Raw genomic sequence first — 22323 nt, 5'->3', positions numbered from 1 at the left:
CCCCGCCCTCTTCCGCTCCCCCGGAGGGGGATCCCTCCCAAAGGCCCCCGAGCCACCACGGACCGGCCACTTCCTCTCCCCCCGGAGGGGATACTCCAAAGGGCCCCAGCCACGACGGACCGGCTGCTTCCTCTCTCCCGGAGGGAGTCCCTCCCAAGGGACCTCAGCCACCACGCACCGTCACACGGATCGAGACGGTCATGTGGACGGCCCCAGGGGGGACTACCGCAGCCCGGCGAAGAGCCGCTCCGCCGCCGGTTGCGCCCACACGATCCGGTTCGGGTCGTCCGGATCGGGCCGCCAGGGGACCGTGACGAAGGTCATCTTGCTCTTCTCCAGCGTGCCGGCGATACCGAGCATGGTGTCGAGGTCGAACTCCGGGTCGGTCTTGATCGACTTGCTGGCCGTGGTGAGGAAGTCCCGCAAGGCCGCCGGATCCTTAAGCCGCTGCTTGGCCTTCTTCAGCATCGACATCATGAGCCCCTGCTGGCGCTTGATGCGCTGGATGTCCGACCCGTCGCCGTAGTAGCGCAGCCGGAGATAGCCCAGCGCCTGCTCGCCATTGAGCACCTGCTTGCCCACCGGGAGCCTCAGCTTCGCCTTCTTGTCGTCCACCGCCCTCGGCACCGTGACCTCGACCCCGCCGAGGGCGTCGACGATGGCCTCCACTCCGGAGAACCCGACCTCCATCATGTGGTCGACGCGCACCTTCGTCAGCGTCTCGACCGTCTTCACCGAACAGGCGAGACCGCCGGTGTGGAACGCCGAGTTGATCATGTCCCTCCTGGCCGGGCGGGACCCGCAGGCGGGGATCTGCACCATCGAGTCTCTGGGGAAGGAGATGATCGTGACCTTCGTCCGGTCGGCCGGCAGGTGCAGCAGCAGGAGGGTATCGGAGCGGGCTCCCCCGTTGAACTTGCTCGAACCCTCCCGGTTGTCGCTGCCGACCAGGAGCACGTTCAACACGCCGCTCGCATTGGCCGGACGGACCCCCGCCGGCGGAGGAACGGTCTGGCGGCCGGCCAGCATCAGCGTGGGCACCGCGACCGTGGCCACCGTGGCCATCGTGGCCACCCCGACGAGGCCCGTCAGCAGCCACGTCAGCCGCCTGCGCCGCGGTCTGGCCTGGAGCAGGCGCTGCCGCTGGCGGACCAGCGTCGCCGGAGGCTGGTGTTCGAGCTCCCTGCCGAGGTCGCGGAGCATCTTCAGGTCGTCCATCGTCACTCCTCCTCAAGCATCGGGTTGGTGTCGCCGAGCGCCGCGCGTACCTTCCGCCTGCCCCTGTTGAGGCGGGAGCGTACGGTGCCGATCGGGATGCCGAGCGCCTGCGCGACCTCGTCGTACGTCAGATCGCCCCACGCGATCAGCAGGAGTACGTCGCGGTCCTTGGCGGGCAGGGCGGCCAGTGCGCTGGCCAGCTCGGGGCGCGACGCCTGCGCGGTCACCCCGGCGGCCACGCGGTCGGCCGGGGACTCCACGTCGGCGTCGACAGGGGCGCGCTGCAGAGCGCGGTAGCGGGCCGCCTCGGTGCGGTGATGCCGGGAGACGAGCTTGGTCAGGATGCCGAAGAGCCACGGCCTGGCGTCTGGGTAGCTCGGGTCGTAGCTTTTCCTGCGGGAAAAGGCGACCAGGAACGTCTCGCCGACGATGTCCTCGGCGGGCTCGGGGCCCAGCCGTTTGGAGACGTACCTGTAGAGCATGGCGGAGTAGCGGTCGAAGAGCTCGGCGAACGCTTCAGGATCGGTTAACGAAGCGTGCACGAGGTCGGCGTCCGCACTCCTGGTGGCGGGCTGCGTGATCATCTCCGCCCTTCTGCGGGGGAAGTCGGTCAGGGATGTATCACCACAACCCGCCAATCAGGTTCACAGTGCCGGTTACACCTCCTTGACGCAGCCTCCGTCGATCACGAGGTCGGCGCCCGCCGTGCTGCCGGAGCGGGGCGAGACCAGGAGCGCGATCGCGTCGGCGACCTCCTGCGGGGTGACCAGGCGGCCGGTCGTCAGCTTCATCATCTCCGGGGCCACCTTGGTGATCACGCTGTCCCGGTCGGCGCCGACCATGCTCCCGAAGACGTCCGCCGCGCCGCCCTCGTCGGTCCACCAGGGGGTGAGCACGGGCCCGGGAGAGACGGTGTTGACCCGGATGCCCTGCGGGCCGTACTCCTCGTCGACCGCCTTGCTGACGAAGGTGAGAGCCGACTTGGCCGCGCCGTAGTCCATGTTCACCGCCGAAGGCTGCCGGGCGCTGACGGAGGAGACGTTGACGATCGCGCCGCCGCCACCCTCCAGCATCACCGGTACGGCGGAGCGGATCATCCGGATGACCGAGAACAGGTTGAACTCGAACATCGCCCGCCAGGTGTCGTCGTCCGAGGTCATGAACCCGGCGTGCGGCAGCGTCACGCCGGGCGGCGGGCCACCGGCGTTGTTGACCAGGATGTCCACCCGCCCGAACTCCTCGACCGCGCGGGCGACCACCTCGGCGGGCGCCTGGGGGTTCATCAGGTCGACCGGCACGTGCACCGCCTTGTCGGGCAGCTCGAGAGTGCGGGTCCTGGAGGCCGCGACGACGTGCGCGCCCTCCTCGATCAGGGTCTTGGTCACGGCCAGGCCGATGCCCTTGGACGCCCCGGTGACGATGGCGACGCGGCCGGTAAGTTGCAGATCCATAGTTTTCCTTCGCTTGCGGTGTTGTCTCAGTCGGAGAACACCGGAAGGCCGCTACTGGTTGCAGGTGCAGCGGGGACCGTCGAGGAAGTGCAGCTCGCCGTGCGCGAAGTCCAGGTGGGCGCGGCGGTTGAGCGTGGGGCACTCGGACGTGGCGATGTACTGGACGATGTCGTGCACCGCCCAGGCCGCGATGACCGTGTTGGTGGCGCCGAACGACCACGGCGTGGGGCCGTGACCGCCCTCCAGCCGCCGCTCGCGCGACAGCCCGGCCTCACGGGCGTGCTCGAAGCAGGGATGGCAGTGCCCCTCGCGGGGCGACAGCAGCGGGCCCCAGTGGCCGTGCTCGTGGGCGACCGCCGCGCGGCTCATGGCCACATCCCGTTCGCGGCACCACCGCCAGACCGTGTCGGCCAGCTCGGCGGGCTCGTCGGCGCCGATGAGGACGAGGTCCACGTGCGGCAGGCCGTCGAGGTCGGCCGCGCTGGCGACGCGCCGTCGTACGGACACCACCTCGGTCTCGGGCGCGAAGTCGCGCAGCCGGGCGCTGAGCGCGTCGACCTTGGGCACGCCCACGTCCCTCGTCGTGTACGGCAGCTGCCTGTTGAGGTTGTGCAGCTCGACCACGTCGGGATCGACGGCCACGATGCGGCCGACCCCGGCGGCGCCCAGGTGCTGGGCCGCGACCGCCCCGATGCCGCCCACGCCGAGGAGCATGATCGAGCAGGCGGCGATCCGCGACTGGAGCTCGCGCGCGTCAGGGGCGAACAGCGTGAGGTAGCCGTGCTGGCGGGCGAGCCGGCCCATGGACTCGGCCGGCGACTGCGGCGGCTCCGAGGTGAGCCACCCCATGTGCGTCAGCGCCGCCACCAGGTCGGCCAGCAGCCGGTCCGCGTGGATCTCACTGTCGTCGACACCGCCCCGGAGCAGCGTGACCGCCTGCTCGACGCGGTCGAGGTCGCCCCGCAGCGATAATCCGTCACGTGAGCCGGTCGACAGGATCACCTGGTCGCCGGCGTTCGTGACGAGCACGGAGTCGACGAGCCGTCTCATGCACGCTCCCTAGGTGTCGAACCCATGGGTGTCCAGCCGCCGTCTTGCCTTGCTCGGTTTCCCCATCCTTGATGGGTTGACCGATCATGTCAAGATTCTGTTGAGATCAGAAGAATGGCGGAAAGGCGGGGCCGCGGCGCAGCCTCAACTCGGTGAGCATCTGCTGGATGATCTCGCGGATGTGATCGGTGAGATTGAACACCAGCACCGGATCGTCGGCGTCCGCCGCGTCGTACTCGTCGGTACGGATGGGCTCCCCGAACTGGATCATCCACTTCGACGGCAGCGGCACCAGGCCGAGCGGGCCGAGCAGCGGGAAGAGCGGGGTGATCGGCAGATAGGGCAGCCCGAGCAGCCTGGCCAGCGACGGCAGGTCGCCGATCTTGGGGTAGATCTCCTCGGCGCCCACGATGGCCGTCGGCAGGATCGGCACCCCGGCGCGGATCGCCGACGCGACGAACCCGCCGCGGCCGAAACGCTGCAGCTTGTAGCGCTCGGAGAACGGCTTGCCGACGCCCTTGAACCCCTCGGGGAACACCCCGACCAGCTCGCCCTTGCGCAGCAGCCGGTCGGCGTCCTCGCGGCAGGCCAGGGTGTGGCCGGTCTTGCGCGACAGGTGGGCGAGCATCGGGAGCTGGTAGACCAGGTCGGCGCCGAGCAGCCGCAGCGGCCGGTCCGCCTCGTCGTGCAGCGCCACCTGCATCATCAGCGCGTCGACCGGCAGCGTGCCGGAGTGGTTGGCCACGACCAGCGCGCCGCCCTCATCGGGCACGTTCTTCAGATCGACGGTCTCGACCCTGAACCAGTGGTGATAGAGGGGCCTGATCAGCTCCAGCAGCACCTTGTCCGTCAGCTCGGCGTCATAGCCGAACTCGTCGACCTCGTAGTCGCCGGTGATGCGCCGGCGAATGAAGGCCAGCAGCCTGGCGAGGGGCTCCGGCTCCTCGAAGGAGGGTGCCGAGCTGATGGGGATCACGCGGGCCTCGTCGTCCGGAACGCTCAATGCCGCACACCTCCGAGCGGGTGCAGCCCCCGCGAGAGCAGAAAGTCGTCGAAAGCCGCCCCGGTGGTGAACTTGGGCTTCCAGCCCAGCTCGGCCTCCAGCCTGGAGCAGTCGACCGCCCGGCCATGGCTCATCAGCCGGACCTGCTCGGGCGAGTAGTCGACCAGTCCGGTGCGGCGCGCGGCGTCGCCCAGCAGGCGGAAGGCGGGCGCGAACAGCGGCAGCGACGGCCGCCCCGCCCGGCGCGCGCACTGCGACAGCAGCAACACGCCTGCCCCGGCGACGTTGTACGTGCCGGGGTGATCTTCGGTCGCCATCCGCCGCAGCACCTCGACGGCGTCGTCCTCATGGACGAACTGCAGCCGCGGGTCGAAGCCGAACACGGTCGGCAGCACCGGCTGGGTGAAGTAGCGGGTGAGCGGCGAGTCGACGCCAGGACCCATGAAGTTGGCGAAGCGCAGCAGCGAGACCGTCATGTCGGGCCGACGGCGCGCGAAACCGCGCACGTAGCCCTCCACCTCGACCGCGTCCTTGGCGTAGCCGTGGCTCGGGCCGTCGTGCGGCTCCAGGTCTTCTGTGAACACCGCCGGATCCCGTGGCGACGAACCGTAGACGGCGGTGGTCGAGCGGACCACCACGCGCCGCACGGTCGCCGACCGCTGGCAGGCACCGAGCAACTGCATGGTGCCGATGACGTTGTGCTCCTTCATCACGGCCCTGCCCGCGCTCCGCGACGGAGCGCTGACCAGGCTCATGTGCACAACGGTGTCGATGTCGGCAGCCGCGATCACCTGAGCGATGTCAGGGCTGCGCAGATCGACCCGGACGAACTCCGTCCGGCCGAGGGAGATGCCGCCATCTCGCGTCAGCGAGGGCGGCGGCACGGTGTCCACTCCGATGACGCGACTGATGTCCGGGTCGGCGGCGAGCACGCTCGCCATCCGAGCGCCCACGTGGCGCGAGACCCCGGTGACGAGCACGGTGTGGGTCATCAGCGCCTCGCAGCTGCGTCTGTTACTTCTTGTTGCGCCGCTGGATGCGCGTCTTCTTGAGCAGCTTGCGGTGCTTCTTCTTGGCCATCCGCTTGCGGCGCTTCTTGATCACAGAGCCCACGGGACCCCCAGGTACTGATAGCAGATCTGAACCGATGCGCGAGCGCACACCGGATCACAGACTACCGGCGATCGGCTGTGGATCGCCCCCTGGGGGGTGAGCCCGGCCGCTCGGCGGCGGCCGGGCATCTCCCACGACGGCATTCACGGCGTGTGGCATACGCCGCTACCTCAAGATCTACCCTGCCTCGATGTAGGCCTCCCGCAGATAGTCGTGGACCGCCTGCTCGGGCACCCTGAACGACCGGCCGACTCGGATGGCCGGCAGCTCGCCAGAGTGCACCAGGCGGTACACCGTCATCTTGGACACCCGCATGACCGTGGCCACTTCCGCCACCGTCAGGAACTTCACCTCACTGAGAGGTCTTTCGCCTGCACCCATCGGACGCCTCTTCCGCACGTGTTTACGGGTTATCCCCACTGGTGCCACTGCTCACGCACGTGTACTGCCGTCAGCGTAAGTCGGGACTCCGACAGCGCAAACCCCCTATTTTCTCAGCTGACGGAGCTACCTGTCAGCCAAACCAGCAAAATCGCTGGTTAACCACCGGCTTGAGCACCTCGCCTGGACGTTGGAACTGTCCAACTCGTCACACATAAGAGTCGCCCAGGCCCCCTCAAAAGTTGGCAAAGGGACTGCGAGCCTCTCGGAATGCAGGCGCGAAAAGACGGTATGGGGATGACCGAATTGAACTCAAAGGGCCTGTGAGGCTCCTGTGACCAGATGGGCGATCAGCGGCTCGTAGTAACGCGGTAGCACATTGTCATCCAGGGGCACGACCACGTCGATCTTGCCCTCGGCCTCGCCGAGGAAGAGCCCGGGGTCGTTGCTGTCGGCGAACGCCACCGTCGGCACACCCGCCTCTCCGGCCGCTCCCGCCCAGCCGTGGTCGGCGATGACGAGGTCCGGCGTGACCTCCCCCAGCACTTTCAGCATCCGCTCCATCGGGGCCGAGTCGTGGGTGTGCACGAACCCGCCCTTGTCGTCGAGCATGGCGATGTCCTGGAGGTAGCGGATCTTACGCGCCCGTCCGAAACCCGACCCGGAGTAGGTCCAGCCCTCGGCCGGCGTCAGCAGCGTCGCCCCGCGCTCCACGGCGAACCGGGCGAGCGCCAGGTGGACGGCGAGCAGGCCCGTGGGGTGCCCGGTGGCGAACAGCAGCCGCGGCTTGTCCCGCGACAGCACTCCGGCGATCCGCTCGGCCATCGCGTCAAGCGCGTCGATCGTCAGGTCGGGGTCGATGGTGTCCTGGCCCCAGCGGTGTCCCGCGTCCGCCTGCACGCCCGCCGACTTGGCCATCTGCGCGAGGACGTCCCGGAACGACCACGGCTGTTCGAGGGTCAGTCCCAGCAGGTAATAGGGATCGCGGTTGGCCACCGAGCTGTAGTGGTCGAGGTTGTTCTCGCGCGGAGTCGCGACCTCGCCGGCGATCCGGGTGCGGATCAGGTGTTCGCGGAGTTGGTCGCGGCTGAGCACAGCTCTCCCTAAGGCATCGGGTCGAGGCCGTGCAGGGGGAAGACCGCCTGTCGGGTCGCCATGACCGCACGGTCGATGGGGTCTGCTGGGTCATAACCACCGGATAGGTGACGAAATTCCGGACTTCTGCCGTCTGTCATGGTCAGCGGGGCCGTCTCGCCCGTCCGCTCCCGTACGAACGCCCGCCAGGCCGGGGGTGTCTGGGTGGCCGGGTCGAGCGGATGCCCGGACAGCTCGGCCATCAGGTGCGTCCAGGCCCGCGGCACCACCTGGACCAGCTCGTAGCCGCCTCCGCCCGTCGCGATCCACCGGCCACCGGCCGTCTCGTGCGCCAGCCGGTGCAGGGCTGCGTAGGCGGTGCGCTGCCCGTCGAGGCTGAGCATCAGGTTGGCGAGCGGGTCGAGCGCGTGACTGTCGCAGCCGTGCTGGGTCACCAGGATCTCCGGCCGGAACTCGCGCAGCAGCGGCGGCACGACCGCGTCGAAGGCCCGCAGCCAGCCCTCGTCCCCGCAGCCCGCGGGCAGCGCCACGTTGACCGCGGTGCCCTCCGCGCCGGTCTCCCCCGGGTAGCCGGTGCCGGGGAACAGCGTGCGCGGGCTCTCGTGCAGGCTGATCGTCAGCACCCGGGGGTCGTGGTAGAACAGCGCCTGCACGCCGTCGCCGTGGTGCACGTCGACGTCCACGTAGGCGATGCGGCCGACCCCCTGCGCGAGCAGCCAGGCGATGGCCAGCGCCGGATCGTTGTAGACGCAGAAGCCGCTGGCGTTACCGGCCATCGCGTGGTGCAGACCACCGGCGACGTTGACCGCGTGCTCGGCCGTGCCCTCCCAGACCGCGCGGGCGGCCGCGAGCGTCGCGCCCGCGATGAGCGCGGAGGCATCGTGTACGCCCTTGAAGGCCGGATTGTCGGTCGTGCCGAGCCCCACGGACAGGTCGGCCCCACCGGAGGCGGAGACGCGCTTGACGGCCTCGATGTAGTCGCGCCGGTGCACCATGGCCAGTTCGTCGTCGGTGGCGGGCACGCAGCCGACCACTTCGATCTTGTCCAGCACGCCGAGCTCGCGGGCCAGCGCCATCGTCAGCTCCACCCTGACGGGCGCCAGCGGATGGCTCGGCCCGAAATCGTAGGAAGTGAGAGCATCGTCCCAGATGGCCCGTGCCGTAGAACTCATGCCCGCTCCCGTTCCTCGCCCTTGGAGCGACGTTACCGCAGCGTCAACTAGCCGCGTCCATACGGTGACGGAGCCTGTTCCCAGGAAATATCGTTGGTTTCAATAAGTGCCGCATAGGGTTGGATCATGCGCTTCATGCGTCGCATCACGGCCGCATGGCGCTTCTTCAAGCGTCCGCGCGTCTTCGACATCACGCTGGTGACCGTGCTCGCCGGGGCCGCGGGCATCGGCCTGATCGCCGTGCTGCGCCAGGGCTACCCGGATGTCGCCCAGGGCGCCGTCCTGTTCATCCTCAGCACGTTCCCCCTGCTGTTACGGCGGAGCCGGCCCGTCACGGTCGCCGCGATCGAGACCGTCGGTGAGGTCTTCGGCATGGCCGCCGGCATCGTGGCGACGGCCAACATCTCCTCGACGATCGCCTTCTACAGCGTGGGCCGCTACACCCCGGGCAGGACCGCCGCGCTCACCGCGGTCGGCGAGAGCGTGGTCTACGGCCTGGCCCACCACCTGATCACGCCGGTGCCCGGCTCCTGGATGGCCGGGTTGTACCCGCTGGCCCCCATAGTCGTCGGGCAGCTCGTCAGAGTGCGCGCCGAGCTCAGGGAGCGCGGCCAGCGGGAGGCCACCGAGAGCGCGGTCCGCGCCGAGCGGCGGCGCATCGCCAGGGAGCTGCACGACGTCGTGGCCCACCACATCAGTGTCATCAACGTGCTGGTCGGCGGCGCCAGGGCCACCCTGCCGCCGAGCGAGGACGTCGCCCATGACGCACTGGCCGGGGCCGAGCGGACCGCGCGCCAGGCGCTGGCGGAGATGCGCCAGCTCCTCAACGTGCTCAGGGCCGACGACCCGGTCCGAGCCGGCGGCGTGTTCACCACGGACGGGCTGCTCCGGATCGAGGGAGGCGCCGACGCCGCGACCGGGGTGGGCGCCGCCCGGCTGCCGGCGCTGGTCCAGGAGGCCGCGACCGCCGGGCTGCCCGCGAGCCTGACCGTGATCGGCGAGCCCGTCACGCTGCCGGCGGCCGTCGACCACGCCGTCTACCGGATCGTGCAGGAGGCGCTGACCAACACCCGCAAGCACACCGTGGGGGCGCGGGCCAGCGTCCGCCTGGCCTACGAGAGCGAGGCGGTCGAGGTGGAGGTCACCGACGACGGCCTGCCCGCGGCGGGCGGCCGGACCGCCCCGGCCCCGGGGTTCGGGCTGGACGGGATGGCCGAGCGCGTGGCGCTGTGCGGCGGCCTGCTGAGTACGGGCCCCCGCCTGGAGGGCGGCTTCCTGGTGCGCGCCCGCATCCCCCTGGAGACGACATGATCACCGTACTGCTGGCCGACGACCACGCGCTGGTGCGCAAGGGCTTCCAGCTCATGCTCGACGCCCAGCCGGACATGCGCGTGGTGGGCCAGGCGGCCGACGGCGCGGAGGCGGTCGCGCTGTGCGATCGGCTGCGCCCGGACGTGGTGCTCATGGACCTGCACATGCCGGGCCTCGACGGGGTACGCGCGACCGAACGGATCACCGTGGAGTGGCCCGGTGTGCGGGTACTCGCGCTGAGCACGTTCGACCTGGACGAGAACGTGGTGGCGGCGCTGCGGGCGGGCGCCGCCGGGTTCCTGCCCAAGGACGTCTCCCCCGAGGAGCTGGTCGAGGGCGTCCGCGTGGTGCACCGAGGCGAGTCCGCCGTGGCGCCGCGCCTGCTGACCCGCCTGATCGGCACGTTCGTACGGGCGTCGCGACCACGCCGCCGGGCGGCTCCCACGAAGCTGGACGGGCTGACCGAGCGCGAGCGCGAGACGCTCGTCCTGATCGCCCGCGGCCGGTCCAACACGGAGATCGCCGAGGAGCTGGACGTCTCCCCCTCGACCGTCAAGAACCACGTGACGAACCTGTTCGCCAAGATCGGCGTCCGGGACCGGGCTCAGGCGGTGATCGTGGCCTACGAGGCGGCGCTGATCACCCCTGGAGAGTAGGAGCAGGCTCCCAGAGGCCGCGCCCGCGAACGGTCCTCCAGCAGGAAGAGATTCCGGTCCCGCACGGCCACGCTTGGGTCATGACCGCGATCCGGGCAACGAACCTGAGCAAGCGCTACGGCGGCACCGTGGCCGTGGCGGACCTGTCCTTCGACGTCGAGCCCGGCCAGGTGACCGGGTTCCTGGGACCCAACGGCGCCGGGAAGTCGACGACCATGCGCATGATCCTCGGCCTGGACCACCCGTCGGGCGGGTCCGTCCTCGTGGACGGCAGGCCGTACGGGGAGCTGCGGCACCCGCTGCGGAAGGTCGGCGCGCTGCTCGACGCCAAGGCCGTGCACGGCGGGCGCAGCGCGCGCAACCACCTGCTGGCCATCGCGCAGACCAACGGCATCCCGGCGAGCAGGGTGGAGGAGGTGCTGGAGGCGGTCGGCCTGGCCAAGGTGGCCAGGCGGCGGGTCGGCGGGTTCTCGCTCGGCATGGCGCAGCGGCTCGGCATCGCCGCCGCGCTGCTCGGCGATCCGGAGATCCTGCTCTTCGACGAGCCCGTCAACGGGCTGGACCCGGACGGCATCCTGTGGATCCGCACGTTCATGCGGAAGCTGGCGGCCGAAGGGCGCACAGTGTTCGTCTCCAGCCACCTGATGAGCGAGATGGCGCAGACGGCCGACCACCTGGTGGTGATCGGCAAGGGCGCGCTGATCGCCGACACGAGCATGTCGGAGTTCATCGGGCGCAGCTCGCAGTCGTACGTACGGGTGCGCTCACCCCGCCTGGCCGAGGTGGCCGATCTGATCAAGGTCGGTGACCTGCACGCCGACCACCTGAGGGTGACCGGGGTGACGCCGCTGGAGATCGGCACGATCACCGCGCGGGCCGGATTGCCGCTGGAGGAGCTGACGCTCGTCCAGCCCTCGCTCGAAGCGGCCTACATGGAGCTCACCAAGGACAGCCTGGAGTACTCATCATGATCGACGTTTTCCGCGCCGAATGGACCAAGATCCGCTCCGTCCGCTCGACGGTGTGGACCCTGGCCGTCACCGCCGTACTGATGCTGGGCTTCTCCGCCCTCGTCAGCGCCGTGGCCCAGAACATGGCCAACGGGCCGGTACCGGGCTCGCAGGTGATCGCGTCGAGCCTGACCGGTGTGATGCTGGCCTCGATCTCCATGGCCACCCTGGGCGTTCTGGTGATCTCCAGCGAGTACCGCACCGGGGGCATCCGCACCTCGCTCATGGCCGTGCCCCAGCGCATGCGCCTGCTGACCGGCAAGATCGTGGTGTTCGCCGCGGTGTCGCTGGTCGTCTGCCTGGTCGCCTCGGTCGGCGCGGTCGGTGTCGCCCTGGCGATCTCCCAGCCGCCGTCCGTCGACATGGGGGAGGTGGCGCGGGCCTCGCTCGGGTCCGGTCTCTACCTGACCGCGTGCGGGCTGTTCGGGCTGGGACTGGGCACGCTGATCAGGCACACGCCGGGCGCGATCGTGTCGGCCATCTCGCTGATCATGGTGCTGCCCACGGTCGCGACCCAGCTCCCGGGCCAGTGGGGCAGGACCGTGGCCGAATACTTCACCACGAACGCCGGCCTGCTGGTCGTGTCCGGCGACAGCCACGGCTCCCTGGGCCCGTGGAGCGGGTTCGCGGTCTACCTCGCCTGGGTGGCGGTCGCCATGATCGCGGGCGCCGTGCTGATGCGGCGCCGCGACGCGTAGCCGTGTCGCTGGGCGCGTCACTCAGCAGTCGCTGGGCGCGTCACTCGGCGCGGAGGGCGATGACCGGGTCCAACCGGCCGGCCCTCCGCGCCGGCGCGACACCGAAGAAAACGCCCACCGCCGCCGAGACGCCGAACGCCAGCGCGACCGACCACCAGGTGACCGAGGCGGGCACCGGCGTGAGCGCCTGAATGGCGAGGGCGCCACCGACGCCGAGCAGGATCCCGATGACGCCGCCGATCGTCGTCAGCAGCACCGCCTCGATCAGGAACTGGGTCAGCACGTCGCGCTGCCGGGCCCCGAGCGCCTTGCGCAGCCCGATCTCGCGGGTCCGCTCCCGGACGCTGACCAGCATGATGTTGGACACGCCCACACCGCCCACCAGCAGCGAGATACCGGCGATCGCGGCCAGCACACCGGTGAGCATGCCGAGCACGCTGCCGATCGTGCCGAGCAGCTGGGTCTGCGTGACGGCCGAGAACTTCTCCCCCGGGTACCTGTCGGTCAGCGCCGCCACGACCCGGCTCTGCAGCGGCTCGATCTCGTCGGGCCCCGACGCGCCGACCGCGATGCCGTTGACCCTGGCGATGCCGAGCAGCCGCTGGGCCGTCGTCACCGGGATGTGCACCTCCTGGTCGCGCGAGACCCCGAAGGTCTGGCCGATCTTGGCGTAGACGCCGACGACCCGGAACCGCGCCCCGGAGATCGTCAGCTGCCGCCCGATCGGATCGAGGTCGCCGAACAGCTTGTCGGCGACCTCGGAGCCGAGCACGGCGACCCGGCGCCGGGTGTCGACGTCGGTCCCGCTCAGGTGGCGGCCCTTGTCGAGCGGGCGGTCGAAGATGTTGGTGAGATTCTGGTCGGTGCCGACGACGGTGACGAACGCCTCGGTCCCGCCGACCCGTACGGTCTCGCCCGACTGCAGCGACACCGTCACCTTGGCCGGGTCGCCGACCACGCGCCGCACGTACGCGACGTCGGCCAGGTTGAGCTTGCTCTGGGTCGGCGCCGCGCCCACGGTGAGCCGGCCCGGGACGACCAGGATGATGTTGGTGCCGAGGCCGGAGATCTCCTTCTCCACCGCGTCCTTCGCGCCGGTGCCGACGGCCACCAGGATCACCACGGCGAGCACGCCGATGACGACCCCGAACATGGTCAGCACGCTGCGCATCCGGTTGACCCGCAGCGCCTCCAGCGCCATGCCGAACGCCTCGCGCCCCCTCACCCCGCGCCGCCGCCGTCCCTCTGCTCGCTCTCCGCGCTCTCCTGGGCGCCGGTGTCCAGCTCGATCAGCCCATCGCGTACGTGGATCTGCCGCCGGGCGTGCCCCGCGACCTCCGGCTCGTGCGTTACCAGCACCACGGCCACCCCGCTGTCACTGTTGAGCCGGTCGAGTATGGCCATCACCTCGGCGCCGTTGCGGGTGTCGAGATTGCCCGTCGGCTCGTCGGCCAGCAGCACCTTCGGCTCGCCCACCAGCGCCCTGGCGATCGCCACGCGCTGCTGCTCGCCGCCGGACATCTGCGAGGGCCGGTGCTCCATCCGGTGCCCCAGACCCACCGCCTCCAGCGCGGCCCGCGCCCTGGACCGGCGCTCGGCCTTGCCGACCCCCCGGTAGACCAGCGGCAGCGCCACGTTCTCCAGCGCCGTGGTCCTGGCCAGCAGGTGGAACGACTGGAACACGAAGCCGATCGTCTTGTTGCGCAGCTCGGCCAGCTGGGTGTCGGACAGCTGGGACATCTCCACGCCGTTCACCCGGAGCCGCCCGGAAGTGGGCCGGTCGAGGCAGCCGAGTAAGTGCATCAGCGTGGACTTGCCGGACCCGGACGGCCCGATGATGGCCACGAACTCGCCGCGGCCGATGCGCAGCGACACGCCGCGCAGCGCCTCCACGGCGATGCCGTCGAGCTGATAGCGCCTGGTGAGATCCACGGCTTCCAAGGCGGCGTCCGGCGCGGCGGCGGTCATGGCAGCCGCTGCCCTTGCCGTACCGAGTCCGCGCCCTTGACCACGATCCGGTCACCGACCGACAGTCCGTTCAGCACCTCGACCACCGCCTCTCCCTGGGCGCCGAGCTTGACCACGCGGCGCTCCGCCGTACCGTTCCTGACCACCCAGACCACGCTCTCGCGCCCGCTGGAGACGATCGCCGAGGCCGGGGCCGCGATGGCGGCGGGCGACTCGCGGACCGTCAGCCGCGTCACCGCGCTCATACCCGGTTTCGGGGTGGGCGCCGCGGCGCCGTCGTCGAACCGGCCCGCGCCGAGCGTGAGCTGCACGGGGTAGCTGACACCGCCCGTCGTGCCGGGCATCGGCGTCACGCCGACGCCCGTCACCCGCGCGGTGTAGGCCGCGCCGGGGACCGCGTCGAGCTCGACCGTGGCCTCGGTGCCCTTCTTGACCAGCAGCACGTCGGTCTCGTCGATGTCGGCGGAGAGGGTGAGCTCCGAGACGTCCGTGACGGTGATGATCGGGTCGCCCACGGACACGGGAACACCGGTCGCCACCGGCGTGCCGCCGCTCGCCGAGCCGCCGGAGGTGTCGGCGGGCAGCTGCTGGCCGCCGGTGGGCAGCTGGCTGAGCAGGCCGTTCAGGCTGCTCGAGGCGCCGCCGCCCGAGGGCCGGCCGAGCGTGACCACCCCGCCGAACGGCGCCTTGACGGTGAGCGACTTCACCGTGCTCTCCGCCGCCTTGACCGCGGCCTTCGCCTGGGACTTGGAGGCCGCCTGCAACGACGCCATGGACGACGTCAGCCCGCCGAACCCGCTGGTGACCCCGGCCAGCACGCTGTTGATCGACTGGTTGAGCTGCGCGGTGATCGACTTCAGTGCCCTGGTCTGCGCCTTCTGCTGGGCCTCGGCCAGGCCGATGGCGCTGAGCAGTTGCCTGCGGGCCTGGGCGTCGTCGATCTTCTTCGCCTCCCTGCGCGCCCTGGCGAAGTGCGCGGCCAGCTTGCGGTCGAACGCGCCGGTGTCGAAGGAGGCGAGGCGGACGTTCGGGCGGCCCAGGGTCGGGGTCGCGGGCGCGGCCGACTTCGACGCCCGCCGGGCCTGCCTGAGCTGGTCCTGGGCCTGTGGCGAACGGATCTTGGCCACGATCTGGCCCTTGCGCACGTGGTCGCCTTCGCGTACGTACAGGTGAGCGATCGTGCCCTGGGCGGGCGAGCGGAGGGTGGCCGTGGCGCGGGCGCCGATGGTGGCGGGCGCCTCGACGACCTCAGTGACGGGGGCGCGCTTGACGTCGGCCAGTTGTACGGCGGCCGGTGCCTCGGCCGAGCAGCCGGTCAGCGCGAGCAGGACGAGCAGCGGGGGGATGCCGCGACGGATCGTCACCCGACCCATCGTAGGAGCAGGGTGCCCAGGGTGGCTTGGGCCTCCCGAACTCGGCCCGGACTCACTCCGGACCGAGCCTGGCCTCAGCCCGGACCTAGCCTGAGGCCAGCCCGGACCGGCCCGAGGCCGGCTCGCGGCTCAGCCCGAGGCCAGCTCGCGGCTCCGGTCGCGGGCGGCCTCGATGGCGGCCAGGAAGGCGGCGCGGACGCTGTGGCGTTCGAGCTCGGCGATCGCCGCGATCGTGGTGCCGCCCGGCGAGGTGACCGCCTCGCGCAGGATCACCGGGTGCTCGCCCGAGTCACGCAGCATCACCGCGGCGCCGACGATCGACTGGGTGACCATGTCGAGCGCGGCCGCTCTGGGCATGCCGAGCAGGATGCCCGCATCGACCATGGCCTCGACCAGGTAGAAGAAGTAGGCGGGCCCGCTGCCCGACAGCGCGGTGGCCGCGTCCTGCTGCGACTCGGGGATGCGCAGCACCTTGCCGACCGGCTTGAGCAGGTCCTCGGTGTGCTTGAGGTGCTCCTCGCTCGCGTGCGCGCCCGCCGAGATCACGCTCATCGCCTCGTCGAAGCGGATCGGCGTGTTGGACATCACCCTGACGACCGGCACCTCGACGCCGAGACGCTGCTCGACGAAGGCGCTGGTGATGCCCGCGGCGGCGGTGATCACCAGGCGGTCGGCGGGGACGTAGGGGGCGATCTCGGATAGCAGCGCCGCCATGTCCTGCGGCTTGACCGCCAGGATGATCGTCTCCGCGGCCTTGGCGGCCTCGGTGTTGGTCACGGTCCGCACGCCGTAGGCCTCGCGCAGCGCCTGCGCCCGCTCCGGCCTCCGGGACGTCGCCATGATGTCGCCCGGATCGAACCCCGCTCGCAGCAGCCCGGACAGGAGGGCCTCGCCCATCTTGCCCGTGCCCAGAATCGCAATCACCCCGGTAGCCTACCGAGCCGGTGCCGGCTGACCGGCGACCGGGCGCTGGCGACCGGCCGACCGACGACCCGGCGGCCGGCGGCCGGCGGCCGGCGGCCGGACGAAGCTAGTGCCGGCTCAGCAGCGACCGGGCGAAGAAGGCCAGGTTGCGCGGGCGCTCGGCGAGGCGGCGCATGAGGTAGGCGTACCAGTCGGCGCCGTAGGGCACGTAGACGCGCACCTGCGCGCCGAGCCCGGCCAGACGGGCCTGCTCGGCGGGCCGCACGCCGTACAGCATCTGATACTCGAAGCCCGTCGCGTCCCGCCCGGTGAGTACGGCCAGCGCCGAGGCGATCTCCACCAGCCGCGGGTCGTGCGTGGCGACCATGGGGTAGCCGGTGCCCGCCATCAGCACCTTGAGACAGCGTGCGAACGACCGGTCGATGTCGGCCCGGGAGGTGAGGGCGCCGGGCGCGCTGTAGGCGCCCTTGCAAAGCCGCACCCGGGCGCCGTCGAGCCGCTCGCAGCGCTCGCGGGCGTCCGGCAGGTACGCCTGCACCACGATGCCCACGTCGGGATGTTCCTTGCGCAGCGTGGCGTGCACGGAGTCGAGCCTGGGGATCGTGTCGTGCTCCTCGGCGTCGAGGGTGACCGTCACTCCCCTGGCGGCGGCGGCCTCGCAGACGGTGGCCGCGTTGTCGAGCGCGAGCCGCTCCGAGAGCCGCAGCCCCAGGGCGGTCAGCTTGACCGACACGTCGGCGTCGCGGGGCAGCCGGCCGAGCAGCGCGAGGTAGCCCTGGACCGCGCGCTCGACCTGCGCCCGGTCGGTGACGTCCTCGCCCAGGCGGGCGATGGTGACGAGCAGCCCGTCGCGGGTCAGCCGGGCGACGACCGCCTCGACGTCGTCGGCGACGTAGCGCCTGACCACGTCTCTGGTCAGCGGTGAGGTGGTGACGACCCGCTCGACGAGGTCGCTCCTGGATACGGCTAGCAGGGCCTGACGCAGCACATATTCCACCCTAACTTCGCCGGCGCGATACCCGCCGGATTCGGTAGCTGAACCTGCGAGCCGTCCCATTCGTCCAAGAGGTATGCGCACAATGACAGCGACTCTTCTGGCCGGATGTCTGGTGCTTGCGACGAGTTGCGGGGCCCCGGCGCCTGCCAAGCAGACCACCGCTCCCGCCCCCCAGACGCCGGTCACCACTGACCCCGTGGCCAGTGTTCCCGCAGAGACCACGCCCACGAAGGCTCCAAAACCGGTCAAGCCCACGGGCGACACCATCAACACGCACAAGGTCCGCTGGACCAAGGCGCAGCCGACGTCGCACGGCCGCAAGCTCAAGCTCATCTGGTGGTCGGGCGTGGCCCCGTGCACCGTCCTGGACCGGGTGAAGGTCAAGGAGACGCGCAAGAGCGTCAAGGTCACCCTGTACGAGGGCACCGCCCCGAAGGCCAAGGACGTCGCCTGCATCATGATCGCGGTGGAGAAGACGACGACGGTCAAGCTCAAGACCCCGCTCGGCAAGCGCAAGGTGGTGGACGGCGCCAAGCCCTGAAACCTCCCAACCAGACCCAGACCCAGACCCAGACCCCGGCCCACGACCCTTGTCACGCCGGGGTCCGCCTGTATCGGGCGGGGGACTTTCGGGAGGGAATGACCAGACCCCGGCACGCGACCCCATCGCGCCGGGGTCCGTCAGTTGCGGGCGGGGACTTCTGGGGGGAGAGACGAGACCCCGGGATGGCGTGCCGGGGTCTCTCAGGGTTTTAGGGGGGAACTCTCAGGGGGAATACGGGTGCCCGGGGGCAGGTTGAGTCGAGTAGGCTCAAGCTGTTTGACAAACACCCCGGGCATTCGTACGTTGAGTCTGACCGACTCAACTTTAACTACAGGGACGTACTCATGGCACGTGCGGTAGGTATCGACCTTGGGACGACCAACTCCGTCGTCTCGATCCTCGAGGGCGGTGAGCCCACCGTCATCGCCAACGCGCAGGGCTCGCGGACCACGCCGTCCGTGGTCGCCTTCGCTAAGAACGGCGAAGTCCTGGTCGGCGAGGTCGCCAAGCGACAGGCCGTCACCAACGTGGACCGGACCATCCGCTCCGTCAAGCGGGAGATGGGCACCAACTGGTCCCAGGAGATCGACGGCAAGAAGTTCTCCCCCCAGCAGATCAGCGCCTTCGTGCTGCAGAAGCTGAAGCAGGACGCCGAAGCCTACCTGGGCGAGAAGATCACCGACGCGGTGGTCACCGTCCCGGCCTACTTCAACGACGCGCAGCGCCAGGCCACCAAGGAGGCCGGCACGGTCGCGGGCCTCAACGTGCTCCGCATCATCAACGAGCCCACCGCGGCGGCCCTCGCCTACGGGCTCGACAAGGAGCAGGACCAGACGATCCTGGTCTTCGACCTCGGCGGCGGCACCTTCGACGTGTCCCTGCTCGACGTCGGCCAGGAGGACGGCCACGGCTTCGTCGAGGTCAAGGCGACCTCCGGCGACAACCACCTCGGTGGTGACGACTGGGACCAGCGGGTCGTCGACGAGCTGGCCAACCGGTTCAAGAACGCCCACGGCGTCGACCTGTCCAAGGACAAGATGGCGCTCCAGCGCCTGCGTGAGGCCGCTGAGAAGGCCAAGATCGAGCTGTCCAGCCAGGCCGAGACCACCATCAACCTGCCCTACATCACCGCCTCCTCCGAGGGCCCGCTGCACCTCGACGAGAAGCTGACCAGGGCCGAGTTCCAGCGGCTGACCGCCGACCTGCTCGAGCGGACCAAGGGCCCGTTCCACCAGGTCATCAAGGACGCCGGCATCAAGATCAACGACATCGCCCACGTGGTGCTCGTCGGCGGCTCGACCCGCATGCCCGCCGTCTCCGAGCTCGTCAAGGAGCTGACCGGCGGCAAGGAGCCCAACAAGGGCGTCAACCCGGACGAGGTCGTCGCCATCGGCGCCGCCCTGCAGGCCGGTGTGCTCAAGGGTGAGGTCAAGGACGTCCTGCTGCTCGACGTGACCCCGCTGTCGCTGGGCATCGAGACCAAGGGCGGCATCTTCACCAAGATCATCGAGCGCAACACGACGATCCCGACCAAGCGCTCCGAGGTCTTCACCACGGCCGAGGACAACCAGCCGTCGGTGCAGATCCAGGTCTACCAGGGCGAGCGCGAGATCGCTTCTTACAACAAGAAGCTGGCCACCTTCGAGCTGACCGGCATCGCCCCGGCGCCGCGCGGCATCCCGCAGATCGAGGTCACCTTCGACATCGACGCCAACGGCATCGTCAACGTCTCCGCCAAGGACCTGGGCACGGGCAAGGAGCAGACGATGACGATCACCGGCGGCTCCGCGCTGCCGAAGGACGACATCGAGCGGATGATGCGCGAGGCCGAGTCCTACGCCGACGAGGACAAGAAGCGCCGCGAGGAGGCCGAGGTCCGCAACAACGCCGACGGGCTCGCCTACCAGACGGAGAAGTTCCTCCGCGAGAACGACGACAAGGTCCCCGGCGAGATCAAGACCGAGGTCGAGGAGTCGCTCGCCGAGCTGAAGAAGGCTCTGGAGGGCACCGACACCGACGTCATCCGTACCTCGGCCGAGAAGCTCGCGACCGTCAGCCAGAAGATGGGCTCGGCGATCTACGCGCAGAGCCAGGGCCAGCAGCCCGGCGGCGAGGGCGCCCCGCAGGACGCCGCGGCCGACGAGCAGCAGAAGGCCGATGACGACGTGGTCGAAGCCGAGATCGTCGACGAAGACCAGCCGAAGAAGGACAAGTGATGCCGACGCGTGACAACGGGCACGACGAGCCGGTGATCCGCGACAACCGCAAGATCGACCCGGAGACGGGCCAGGTGCGCGAACGACCGCAGGACCAGGACGCTCCCCCTCCTCCCGCCGCCAGTGAGGCGGCGGCGCAGGACGGAGACCTGCTGGCGCAGCTCTCCGAGCGGACGTCCGACCTGCAGCGCCTCCAGGCGGAATACACCAACTACCGCAGGCGGGTCGAACGTGACCGCGGAGCCGTGCGGGAGCAGGCCGTCGCGAGCGCCCTTCAGGAGCTCCTGCCCGTGCTCGACGACATCGGCCGAGCACGTGATCACGGCGAGCTCACCGGCGGCTTCGCGAAGGTGGCAGAGTCACTGGAAGCGGCCGTCACCAAGCTCGGGCTCAACTCCTTCGGCCAGAAGGGCGACCCGTTCGACCCGACCGTCCATGAGGCGCTGATGCACAGCTACTCGCCGGACGTCACCGAGCCGACCGCGATCGAGGTGCTCCAGCCCGGTTACCGGATGGGTGACCGGGTGCTTCGCCCGGCGCGGGTGGCCGTGGCGGAGCCAGAAGACGCCCCCCCGGCGTCCGACGACGACAACTGACGAAGAACGAAGGGCGATCAATAGATGAGCACCAAGGACTACCTGGAGAAGGACTACTACGCCGTCCTTGGTGTGCCCAAGTCAGCCACGGCCGAAGACATCAAGAAGGCCTACCGCAAGCTGGCCAGGCAGTACCACCCCGACACCAACCAGGGCGACGTGGCCAAGGAGACCAAGTTCAAGGAGGTCTCCGAGGCCAACGACATCCTGTCCGACAGCAAGCGCCGCAAGGAGTACGACGAGGCGCGCGCCCTGTTCGGGTCCGGGGTGGGGGCCCAGCGTCCCGGCAGTGGCGGCTTCCCGTTCGACTTCGGCGACCTGTTCGGGGGCACCGCCAACCAGCAGCAGCAGGGCCACGGGGCGGGTGAGCGGCTCGGCGACCTGTTCGGCGGGCTGTTCAACCGCGGCGGCGGCGGATCGGCCCGTACGACCAGCGCCACCAGGCCGCGACGTGGCCAGGACGTCGAGTCCGAGGTCACACTCACCTTCTCCGAAGCGGTCGAAGGCTCCACGGTGTCGCTCAGAATGACCAGCTCGGCCGCCTGCACGGCCTGCAGCGGCACCGGGGCCAAGGCCGGCACCACCCCGCGGGTCTGCCCGACCTGCGAGGGCACCGGGGCGGCCAGCCGCAACCTGGGCAACTTCGCTTTTTCCGAGCCCTGCCGCGACTGCAAGGGCCGCGGCCTGCTCGTGGACGACCCCTGCCCGGTGTGCGAGGGCAGCGGCCGGGCCAAGAGCACCCGCAACATCCAGGCGCGCATCCCCGCGGGGGTGGCCGACGGACAGCGGGTCAAGCTCAAGGGCAAGGGCGCCCCGGGCGAGAACGGCGGCCCGGCCGGCGACCTCTACATCCTCACGCACGTCAAACCACACGCCGTCTTCGGCAGGACGGGCGACAACCTGACCATCACGGTGCCGGTGACGTTCTCCGAGGCCGCGCTCGGCGCCGAGATCAAGGTGCCGATACTCAAGGGGCTGCCGGTCACGCTGCGCATCCCGACGGGCACGCCCAACGGCCGCACGTTCAGGGTCCGTGGCAGGGGCGTCGCTCGCAAGGACGGCACCAAAGGCGACCTGCTCGCCACCGTCGAGGTGCTCGTCCCCCAGACATTGGACGACAAATCCCGCGAGCTCCTCACGGAGTTCAACACCGCGACGGCGGGCGAGGACCCGCGGGCTGATCTCATACAGAGAGCCAGAAGCGAGTAGCCGATGGACGCCAACTATTTCGACCTGTCAGACGAGACTCCGGTCTATGTGATCTCGGTGGCCGCGCAGCTGTCGGGCCTCCATCCGCAGACCTTGCGGCAGTACGACCGGCTCGGACTGGTTTGTCCAGGCCGCACGGCGGGGCGCGGCCGCCTCTACTCCACCCGCGACATCATCCAGCTCCGCGAGGTCCAGCGGCTCTCCCAGGAGGAGGGCATCAACCTCGCGGGCATCAAGCGGATTCTCGAGCTCGAGAACGAGGCTCTGCGGCTGCGTGAGGAGGTTCACCGCCTCCGCGCCGAGATGCAGATGGTCAGGGCGCTGATCCGCTACGAGCT

General features: G+C 70.1%; 23 protein-coding genes and 1 pseudogene. 9 read left to right on the top strand and 15 right to left on the bottom strand.

Features of this window, described 5'->3' with window-relative positions:
- Positions 1-222: 222 nt before the first annotated feature.
- The 10 genes from AB0B61_RS21185 to AB0B61_RS21140 form a co-directional block, all read right to left on the bottom strand.
- Positions 223-1218, bottom strand: a complete 996-nt coding sequence (locus AB0B61_RS21185; RefSeq protein WP_358434210.1) for an LCP family protein — start codon at positions 1216-1218, stop codon at positions 223-225.
- Between the two features lie 2 nt (positions 1219-1220).
- A complete protein-coding gene (locus AB0B61_RS21180) occupies positions 1221-1802 on the bottom strand; it encodes a sigma-70 family RNA polymerase sigma factor (RefSeq protein WP_358434207.1) in 582 nt (193 codons plus the stop codon).
- 72 nt (positions 1803-1874) lie between these two features.
- Positions 1875-2669: an SDR family NAD(P)-dependent oxidoreductase gene (locus AB0B61_RS21175; RefSeq protein WP_358434204.1), complete on the bottom strand. Its 795-nt coding sequence runs from the start codon at positions 2667-2669 to the stop codon at positions 1875-1877.
- A 51-nt stretch (positions 2670-2720) separates the two neighbouring features.
- The gene (locus AB0B61_RS21170; protein ID WP_358434201.1) at positions 2721-3719 is read right to left on the bottom strand and encodes a ThiF family adenylyltransferase; all 999 of its coding nucleotides are present in this window, start codon (positions 3717-3719) and stop codon (positions 2721-2723) included.
- A gap of 106 nt (positions 3720-3825) precedes the next feature.
- Positions 3826-4695: a lysophospholipid acyltransferase family protein gene (locus AB0B61_RS21165; protein ID WP_358434783.1), complete on the bottom strand. Its 870-nt coding sequence runs from the start codon at positions 4693-4695 to the stop codon at positions 3826-3828.
- Between the two features lie 23 nt (positions 4696-4718).
- Positions 4719-5714, bottom strand: a complete 996-nt coding sequence (locus AB0B61_RS21160; RefSeq protein ID WP_358434199.1) for an NAD-dependent epimerase/dehydratase family protein — start codon at positions 5712-5714, stop codon at positions 4719-4721.
- 22 nt (positions 5715-5736) lie between these two features.
- Positions 5737-5835: an AURKAIP1/COX24 domain-containing protein gene (locus AB0B61_RS21155; protein ID WP_018654693.1), complete on the bottom strand. Its 99-nt coding sequence runs from the start codon at positions 5833-5835 to the stop codon at positions 5737-5739.
- 177 nt (positions 5836-6012) lie between these two features.
- Positions 6013-6216, bottom strand: coding sequence for a helix-turn-helix domain-containing protein (locus tag AB0B61_RS21150; protein ID WP_026214222.1), 204 nt, complete (start codon positions 6214-6216; stop codon positions 6013-6015).
- Positions 6217-6528: 312 nt separating this feature from the next.
- Positions 6529-7311: a phosphatase gene (locus tag AB0B61_RS21145; RefSeq protein ID WP_358434197.1), complete on the bottom strand. Its 783-nt coding sequence runs from the start codon at positions 7309-7311 to the stop codon at positions 6529-6531.
- A gap of 8 nt (positions 7312-7319) precedes the next feature.
- On the bottom strand, positions 7320-8483 hold the full coding sequence (locus tag AB0B61_RS21140) for an acetoin utilization protein AcuC (RefSeq protein ID WP_358434195.1): 1164 nt from the start codon (positions 8481-8483) through the stop codon (positions 7320-7322).
- Positions 8484-8618: 135 nt separating this feature from the next.
- Here AB0B61_RS21140 and AB0B61_RS21135 point away from each other — a divergent pair, with 135 nt between their 5' ends.
- From AB0B61_RS21135 to AB0B61_RS21120, 4 genes are all read left to right on the top strand, one after another.
- Positions 8619-9794: a histidine kinase gene (locus AB0B61_RS21135; protein ID WP_358434192.1), complete on the top strand. Its 1176-nt coding sequence runs from the start codon at positions 8619-8621 to the stop codon at positions 9792-9794.
- Complete coding sequence (locus tag AB0B61_RS21130) at positions 9791-10450, top strand: response regulator transcription factor (RefSeq protein ID WP_358434189.1); 660 nt, start codon at positions 9791-9793, stop codon at positions 10448-10450. The genes AB0B61_RS21135 and AB0B61_RS21130 overlap by 4 nt, the downstream gene beginning before the upstream one ends.
- 80 nt (positions 10451-10530) lie before the next feature.
- On the top strand, positions 10531-11421 hold the full coding sequence (locus AB0B61_RS21125) for an ABC transporter ATP-binding protein (protein WP_358434186.1): 891 nt from the start codon (positions 10531-10533) through the stop codon (positions 11419-11421).
- Positions 11418-12158, top strand: coding sequence for an ABC transporter permease (locus AB0B61_RS21120; RefSeq protein ID WP_358434183.1), 741 nt, complete (start codon positions 11418-11420; stop codon positions 12156-12158). The genes AB0B61_RS21125 and AB0B61_RS21120 overlap by 4 nt, the downstream gene beginning before the upstream one ends.
- Positions 12159-12198: 40 nt before the next feature.
- Here the strand turns inward: AB0B61_RS21120 and AB0B61_RS21115 are convergent, their stop codons facing one another.
- The 5 genes from AB0B61_RS21115 to AB0B61_RS21095 form a co-directional block, all read right to left on the bottom strand.
- Entirely contained in the window at positions 12199-13383 is a 1185-nt protein-coding gene (locus AB0B61_RS21115) for an ABC transporter permease (RefSeq protein WP_358434180.1), read from the bottom strand.
- Entirely contained in the window at positions 13380-14126 is a 747-nt protein-coding gene (locus AB0B61_RS21110) for an ABC transporter ATP-binding protein (protein ID WP_358434178.1), read from the bottom strand. The genes AB0B61_RS21115 and AB0B61_RS21110 overlap by 4 nt, the downstream gene beginning before the upstream one ends.
- Positions 14123-15490: an efflux RND transporter periplasmic adaptor subunit gene (locus tag AB0B61_RS21105; RefSeq protein WP_358434175.1), complete on the bottom strand. Its 1368-nt coding sequence runs from the start codon at positions 15488-15490 to the stop codon at positions 14123-14125. The genes AB0B61_RS21110 and AB0B61_RS21105 overlap by 4 nt, the downstream gene beginning before the upstream one ends.
- 138 nt (positions 15491-15628) lie before the next feature.
- Positions 15629-16423 carry a pyrroline-5-carboxylate reductase gene (gene proC, locus AB0B61_RS21100; protein ID WP_358434172.1) on the bottom strand — a complete coding sequence of 265 codons (795 nt, stop codon included), beginning with the start codon at positions 16421-16423 and terminating at the stop codon, positions 15629-15631.
- Between the two features lie 106 nt (positions 16424-16529).
- The gene (locus AB0B61_RS21095) at positions 16530-17411 is read right to left on the bottom strand and encodes a proline dehydrogenase family protein (RefSeq protein WP_358434170.1); all 882 of its coding nucleotides are present in this window, start codon (positions 17409-17411) and stop codon (positions 16530-16532) included.
- Between the two features lie 205 nt (positions 17412-17616).
- On the opposite strand from AB0B61_RS21095, the gene AB0B61_RS21090 reads away from it, so the two are divergent.
- From AB0B61_RS21090 to AB0B61_RS21070, 5 genes and pseudogenes are all read left to right on the top strand, one after another.
- Complete coding sequence (locus tag AB0B61_RS21090) at positions 17617-17961, top strand: hypothetical protein (RefSeq protein ID WP_358434167.1); 345 nt, start codon at positions 17617-17619, stop codon at positions 17959-17961.
- A gap of 347 nt (positions 17962-18308) precedes the next feature.
- A complete protein-coding gene (gene dnaK, locus AB0B61_RS21085) occupies positions 18309-20180 on the top strand; it encodes a molecular chaperone DnaK (protein WP_358434164.1) in 1872 nt (623 codons plus the stop codon).
- Positions 20180-20776, top strand: a complete 597-nt coding sequence (gene grpE / locus AB0B61_RS21080; RefSeq protein WP_358434161.1) for a nucleotide exchange factor GrpE — start codon at positions 20180-20182, stop codon at positions 20774-20776. Before dnaK ends, grpE begins: the two co-directional genes overlap by 1 nt.
- A 24-nt stretch (positions 20777-20800) precedes the next feature.
- Positions 20801-21985 (top strand): molecular chaperone DnaJ, encoded by a 1185-nt coding sequence (gene dnaJ / locus AB0B61_RS21075; protein ID WP_358434159.1) that lies wholly within the window; start codon positions 20801-20803, stop codon positions 21983-21985.
- A gap of 3 nt (positions 21986-21988) precedes the next feature.
- Positions 21989-22294: pseudogene (locus tag AB0B61_RS21070) on the top strand (helix-turn-helix transcriptional regulator); the annotation flags it as partial.
- Positions 22295-22323 lie beyond the last annotated feature (29 nt).

The organism is Nonomuraea sp. NPDC049158 (assembly GCF_040648335.1).
Taxonomy (GTDB): Bacteria; Actinomycetota; Actinomycetes; order Streptosporangiales; family Streptosporangiaceae; genus Nonomuraea.
Note: the sequence above shows the minus strand (reverse complement) of the source record. Positions and strands in the feature narration are given on the sequence as shown.

Coding starts and splice junctions, on each gene's coding strand:
- AB0B61_RS21120 (WP_358434183.1), top strand. CDS start 11,418: ATGATCGACGTTTTCCGCGCCGAATGGACCAAGATCCGCTCCGTCCGC.
- grpE (WP_358434161.1), top strand. CDS start 20,180: ATGCCGACGCGTGACAACGGGCACGACGAGCCGGTGATCCGCGACAAC.
- AB0B61_RS21125 (WP_358434186.1), top strand. CDS start 10,531: ATGACCGCGATCCGGGCAACGAACCTGAGCAAGCGCTACGGCGGCACC.
- AB0B61_RS21135 (WP_358434192.1), top strand. CDS start 8,619: ATGCGTCGCATCACGGCCGCATGGCGCTTCTTCAAGCGTCCGCGCGTC.
- AB0B61_RS21140 (WP_358434195.1), bottom strand. CDS start 8,483: ATGAGTTCTACGGCACGGGCCATCTGGGACGATGCTCTCACTTCCTAC.
- AB0B61_RS21175 (WP_358434204.1), bottom strand. CDS start 2,669: ATGGATCTGCAACTTACCGGCCGCGTCGCCATCGTCACCGGGGCGTCC.
- AB0B61_RS21185 (WP_358434210.1), bottom strand. CDS start 1,218: ATGGACGACCTGAAGATGCTCCGCGACCTCGGCAGGGAGCTCGAACAC.
- AB0B61_RS21170 (WP_358434201.1), bottom strand. CDS start 3,719: ATGAGACGGCTCGTCGACTCCGTGCTCGTCACGAACGCCGGCGACCAG.
- AB0B61_RS21130 (WP_358434189.1), top strand. CDS start 9,791: ATGATCACCGTACTGCTGGCCGACGACCACGCGCTGGTGCGCAAGGGC.
- AB0B61_RS21180 (WP_358434207.1), bottom strand. CDS start 1,802: ATGATCACGCAGCCCGCCACCAGGAGTGCGGACGCCGACCTCGTGCAC.
- dnaJ (WP_358434159.1), top strand. CDS start 20,801: ATGAGCACCAAGGACTACCTGGAGAAGGACTACTACGCCGTCCTTGGT.
- AB0B61_RS21160 (WP_358434199.1), bottom strand. CDS start 5,714: ATGACCCACACCGTGCTCGTCACCGGGGTCTCGCGCCACGTGGGCGCT.
- AB0B61_RS21150 (WP_026214222.1), bottom strand. CDS start 6,216: ATGGGTGCAGGCGAAAGACCTCTCAGTGAGGTGAAGTTCCTGACGGTG.
- dnaK (WP_358434164.1), top strand. CDS start 18,309: ATGGCACGTGCGGTAGGTATCGACCTTGGGACGACCAACTCCGTCGTC.
- AB0B61_RS21110 (WP_358434178.1), bottom strand. CDS start 14,126: ATGACCGCCGCCGCGCCGGACGCCGCCTTGGAAGCCGTGGATCTCACC.